Here is a 5,275-nt window from a genome sequence, read left to right as displayed (position 1 = left end):
AGCCGTCGGCGCCGACGGCTTTCAGTGCCATCGCCGCGTCCTCCTCAGAGGCGTCGGGTGCGGCGAGCCGAAGGTCGTCGATCAGTGGTCCGGCGAACACGTGGACCTCCTGGCTGACGATGGCGACCCGGCGACGGAGACCACCCGGCTCCAGGTCCGGCAGCGCGGTGCCGCCGATGCGCACCGAGCCGGACGTCGGGACGATCGAGCCGGCCGCGATCGCCGCGACCGTCGTCTTGCCCGCCCCGGTCGAGCCGACGAGGGCGACGCGTTCACCGGACTTCACCTGCAGGCTGATGGCGTGCACCACTTCGTGGCTGCCGTCGTAGGTGTGTCGCACGTCGGCGAGTTCGAGCGTCGAATCCGCGGACTCCCGGACGGCGGCACTCCCGGTGCTCGACTCGTCGTCGAGGTCGACGACGCCGACGAGCCGTGCCAGGCTCGCTCCCGCCGACTGCACCTCGTCGAACGTGTACATCAGCATGCCGATCGGATTGAACAACCGGTGGAAGAGCAGTGCCGCGGTGGTGGTCTGCCCGACGGTGACGATGTCGGCGTTCACCAGCGCGAATCCAGCGGCAAGGATGGTGGCGAGCCCCACGAACTCGGCCCGGTTGCCGCGTCCCGCGAACCGGGTGAACAGTGCGAAGACGCCGACGGACAGGTCGCGGGCCTTCTCCGACGCACCGTTGATCTGCGCCAGATGGCTGTCTTCCAGACCGTAGGCGCGCACCGTCCGGGCGCCCTGCATGCTGCTGATCAGAGCCTGCGAACGCTCCCCCATCGCGACACGCTCGGCGGCGTACACCGGCGCGGACCGCGGCAGGTACCAGCGCATCGCCAGTGCATACATCGGCAGCGCCACCATGCCCGCGAGCCCGAGCCGCCAGTCGATGCCGAGCATCGTGACCATGCTGAGCACCACCAGCAGGACAGCCGTGACGAGGCTGGGGACCACGTCGGTGACGGCCTTGCCGATCACCGCGACGTCGTCGCCGACCCGCGACAGCAGGTCGCCCTTGCCGACGCGTTCGACCGTCTGGATCGGCAGCCGGAGCGCCCGGTCGACGGTCCGCTCGCGCAGATCCGCCAGGATTCCCTCGCCGAGACTGCGGATCAGGAACGACGCGAACCCGGCACACACGCCGCCGATCACCGCGGCGGACGCGATCACCGAGACCACCCACCCGATGGTGGACGGCGGCGCACCGTCCTGCACCCGGTCGACGAGGACGCCGAAGACGTAGACGGGAACCAGCGCCATGCCCGCCGCGACGGCGGCGACCAGCAGGGTGAAGACGCTCCGGCCGCGGCGGTGTCCCAGTTCGGACTTCAGCCACGCCCACGTGTCGCGTGCGTTCGCGATGGGCAGCAGTTCACTCATCGCAGGACCGCCTGACGGTAGTTCGCGTTCTCGGTCGCCAATTGCGAGTGTGTGCCCTCGCCGACCACCGTTCCGTCGTCGAGGACGACGACGCGGTCGGTCACGGACAGCAGCGCGGGGCTGCTCGTGATGAGGATCGTCGTCTGCCCGTCCGCGGAGCCGCGATGCCGCAGGTCCGCGATGCCGCCCGCGATCGTGTGTTCGGTGACCGCGTCCACGGCGGTCGTCGGATCGTGCAGCACCATCACCGGCGACTGCGCCACCAGTGCACGTGCGAGGGCGACCCGCTGCCGCTGACCCCCGGACAGCGAGGACCCGCGGTCGGCGACCTCATGGTCGAGCCCCTCGGGGTGTGCTTCGACGACGTCCACCGCCGCGGACGCGGACAGCGCCGCCTGCACCTCGGCCGCCGTCGCGCCGGGCCTGCCTGCGGTCACGTTCGACGCGACGGTTCCGGAGAACAGGTCGCCGTTGTGCGGTTCGACGAGCAGCGCCCGGCGGGCCTGCGCGAGATCCGCGTCCGACAGCCGCACTCCGCCCACCGTCAGTTCGCCGTCGTACCGGTCGGGGGGAACCTGCCCGGACAGCAGCGCGGCCAGCGCCTCCGCGTCCTGCGGGCGGTACGCGACGACCCCGAGCAGTTCGCCGGGGGTGACCTGGAGGTCCACCGCGCTCAGGGACCGGTAGGACACCCCGGTCAGGCTGAGCTCGCTGCCGTCGAGTGTCCGGCCCGATCCGGCGGGCAGCAGAGGTTCCGCATCGAGGACCAGGGCGAGGCGGTCCGCCGACGCGCGGGCGAGGGCGAGGAACCCGGGCAGACCGGCCAGGACGCCGAGCGGTTCGATGAAGAACTGGGACAGTCCGACGACGGTGATCAGCTCGCCGATGGTGATGCGCCCCTCGAGGGCGAACCAGCCTGCGACACCCGCGACACCGACGGCGAGGAGGGCGCTGACGGTCATCGAGACCCCAGCGAACACGGCGGAACTCTTCGCCGTGTGCAGGGTGGCGCCGAGCGCCTCGCGGCTGGCCGTCCGGTATCGCCGCGACGCCGACACCTCGGCGCCGATCCCGCGCAGGGGGCGGAGCCCGCTGACGAGGTCGGTGGCCATGGCCGACGCGCGCGCGACGGCGGCCTGCTGATCGGTGGCCCGGCGGGTGATCAGCGGCGCCGCGAGCTGGAGGAGACCGAGGATGACGGGGGTGCCGATCAGAACGGCGAGTCCGAGCGGCACGTCGATCAGCAGGAGGGCGACGGCGGATCCGATCGCCGCGGTGAGGGCCGCCGCGGCCCGCGGTGTGATGTCCGCGATCCAGGCCGCGCGGTCGGCGTCCGACGTCGACACCGACAGCAGTTCACCGGCACGCAGGTCGGTGCGCACTCCCCGCGGGTCGAGGATGCGGTGCGCCACCTCCATCCGCAGCTGGTGCGCCTCGTTCTGCATCGCCACGACGATGAACCGGGCACCGAAACGCCACGCCGCGGTGAGCACCAGGAACAGCAGCGCCAGGGCGCACAGCCACACCGAGAGAGCGAACACGTCCCCGGTCGCGACGGCCCGGTCGACGATCACGCCGATCGAGATCGGGACCAGCGTCTCGGCCACCTGATGCAGGCAGACGAGCACGGTGCCGATCCCCAGCCGAACACGATTCCGCACCAGCGTGCGACGCAGAATTGCGGTGCCACCAGTCTTCACGCGCGTAACTCCCAACGCCGACGCTTCCCCACCCACCAACCAAGTAAGCAGACCCTAACTAGATGAACCCTAATCGATGGGCAACTAGCGTTGACATGCCCGGTTCTCATAGAGTCGCCGATACGAACTACTGCGCGTGACGCAGCAGCAAGCCCGAGAGGACAAAGATGGCCGCGAAGACGACCGCCGAAAACGACATCGCGGACGAGGATCTCGAACCCCTAGCCGACGAGACCGCCCGCCAGGCGCAGCGCGTTGTCGCTGCATACGCCGAAGATGCCGACGAGTGCAGGATGCTGCTCTCCATGCTCGGAATCGGACCCACCACCAAGCTCGACTGAGAATTTCATCCACTTCGACTGCGAAGGAAGCCCGTGGCTGCCAGTTCGGAATCGTCAGCATCGTCATCACGCTCGACTTCTGATCCTGTTTCCGGGCAAGCCGACTTCGTCGTCGTCGCGAACCGACTCCCCGTCGACCTCGAACGCCTTCCGGACGGCACCACGCGCTGGAAGCGCAGCCCCGGTGGCCTCGTCACCGCGCTCGAGCCGATCCTGCGCCGCAACAAGGGCGCATGGGTCGGCTGGGCGGGGGTTGCGGACGCCGAGCTCGATCCCGTCGTCGAGGACGATCTCGAGCTCTACCCCGTTCCGCTGAGCGCCGCGGAGATCGCCGACTACTACGAGGGCTTCTCCAACGCAACCCTGTGGCCGCTCTACCACGATGTCATCGTCAAGCCCGAGTACAACCGCGACTGGTGGAACGCCTACGTCGAGGTCAACCGGCGTTTCGCGGAGGCCACGTCGAAGGCGGCCGCACACGGCGCCACGGTGTGGATCCAGGACTATCAGCTGCAGCTCGTTCCGAAGATGCTGCGCATGCTCCGCCCCGACCTCACCATCGGGTTCTTCCTGCACATTCCGTTCCCGCCGGTGGAACTGTTCATGCAGATGCCGTGGCGCACCGAGATCATCGAGGGTCTGCTGGGCGCCGACCTGATCGGGTTCCACCTGCCGGGCGGTGCCCAGAACTTCCTCTACCTGGCCCGCAAACTCGCCGGTCAGCAGACCTCCCGCGGCAACGTCGGCGTCCGCTCCAAGCTGGGCGTCGTGCAGGTGGGGTTCCGCACGGTCCGCGTCGGCGCGTTCCCGATCTCCATCGACTCGGGGCAGCTGGACGAACAGTCCCGGTCCAAGTCGATCCGGGACCGCGCCAAGAAGATCCGCAAGGAACTGGGCAATCCCAAACACATCATGCTCGGTGTCGACCGCCTCGATTACACGAAGGGCATCGACGTCCGCCTCGCCGCGCTGCACGAACTGCTCGACGAGCAGCGCATCGATCCCGCCGACACGGTGATGGTGCAGCTGGCGACGCCGAGCCGCGAGCGAGTCGACAGCTACGTGCAGATGCGCGACGACATCGAACGCAAGGTGTCGCGGATCAACGGCGAGTACAGCGAGGTCGGCCGGCCGGTGGTGCATTACCTGCACCGGCCGATCCCCCGCGAGGAGCTGATCGCCTTCTTCGTCGCCGCCGACGTGATGCTGGTGACTCCGCTGCGTGACGGCATGAACCTCGTCGCCAAGGAGTACGTGGCGTGCCGCAGTGATCTCGGCGGCGCGCTGCTGCTCAGCGAGTTCACCGGCGCGGCCGCCGAACTGCGTCAGGCGTTCCTGTGCAATCCGCACGATCTCGACAGCGTCAAGGACGCGATGGAGCAGGCCCTCGAGCAGCCGAAGGAGGACGGCCGACGCCACATGCGTGCCCTGCGCAGGCAGGTCCTCGCACACGACGTCGACCGGTGGGCCAGGTCCTTCCTCGACGCCCTCGCTCACGGGGGCGCCGCCGGCCCGGCACTGATCGCTCCCGCCGAGGCTTCCGAGTCCGACTACAACGAGGACGCGACCGGGGAGAACTGACCGCCCCGGCTCAGCTGACCGGACGTCACCAGGAAGGCGACGAAGTCGCGGATCGTCTCGTCGGCGGGACGCGGAATGTAGCCGAGTTCGGACCGCGCCTTGGTGCCGTCGATGACGGGCGCCGCGAGCAGCGCCGCCATCGCCGACCGCGACAGCACGTCGGAGCCGAACCGGGTCCCGATGGGTTCGGCGATCGGCAGCACGCGTTCGATGACGCTGAGTGGGAACGAGTACAGCGGCCCCCGACGACCCGCCGCACGCGCAGCCCT

The 5,275-nt window shown here is 69.3% G+C and carries 4 protein-coding genes and 1 pseudogene; 2 read left to right on the top strand and 3 right to left on the bottom strand.

Going from position 1 to position 5,275, the window contains the following annotated elements:
• Both AZG88_RS28715 and AZG88_RS28710 read right to left on the bottom strand, forming a co-directional pair.
• Nucleotides 1–1,384 (bottom strand): ABC transporter ATP-binding protein (locus AZG88_RS28715; protein ID WP_061699839.1); only part of this gene is annotated, 1,384 nt, incomplete at its 3' end.
• Nucleotides 1,381–3,084 carry an ABC transporter ATP-binding protein gene (locus AZG88_RS28710; protein ID WP_061699838.1) on the bottom strand — a complete coding sequence of 568 codons (1,704 nt, stop codon included), beginning with the start codon at nt 3,082–3,084 and terminating at the stop codon, nt 1,381–1,383. The genes AZG88_RS28715 and AZG88_RS28710, both read right to left, overlap by 4 nt.
• A 167-nt stretch (nt 3,085–3,251) precedes the next feature.
• On the opposite strand from AZG88_RS28710, the gene AZG88_RS52965 reads away from it, so the two are divergent.
• Nucleotides 3,252–3,425: a hypothetical protein gene (locus AZG88_RS52965; RefSeq protein ID WP_005244525.1), complete on the top strand. Its 174-nt coding sequence runs from the start codon at nt 3,252–3,254 to the stop codon at nt 3,423–3,425.
• Between the two features lie 33 nt (nt 3,426–3,458).
• Entirely contained in the window at nt 3,459–5,006 is a 1,548-nt protein-coding gene (locus tag AZG88_RS28705) for an alpha,alpha-trehalose-phosphate synthase (UDP-forming) (RefSeq protein WP_005244526.1), read from the top strand.
• Here the strand turns inward: AZG88_RS28705 and AZG88_RS28700 are convergent.
• Nucleotides 4,976–5,275 (bottom strand): annotated as a pseudogene (locus AZG88_RS28700) (NAD-dependent epimerase/dehydratase family protein); the annotation flags it as partial. The gene AZG88_RS28705 and the pseudogene AZG88_RS28700 overlap by 31 nt on opposite strands.

Source organism: Rhodococcus sp. LB1 (assembly GCF_001583455.1).
Taxonomy (GTDB): Bacteria; Actinomycetota; Actinomycetes; order Mycobacteriales; family Mycobacteriaceae; genus Rhodococcus_F; species Rhodococcus_F opacus.
The sequence above is the reverse complement of the archived record's forward strand: the minus strand, read 5'-3'. Positions and strand labels throughout refer to the sequence as shown.

Bases quoted from the DNA above. Each gene is read 5' to 3' on its own strand.
- AZG88_RS52965 (WP_005244525.1), top strand. From the start codon at position 3,252: ATGGCCGCGAAGACGACCGCCGAAAACGACATCGCGGACGAGGATCTC.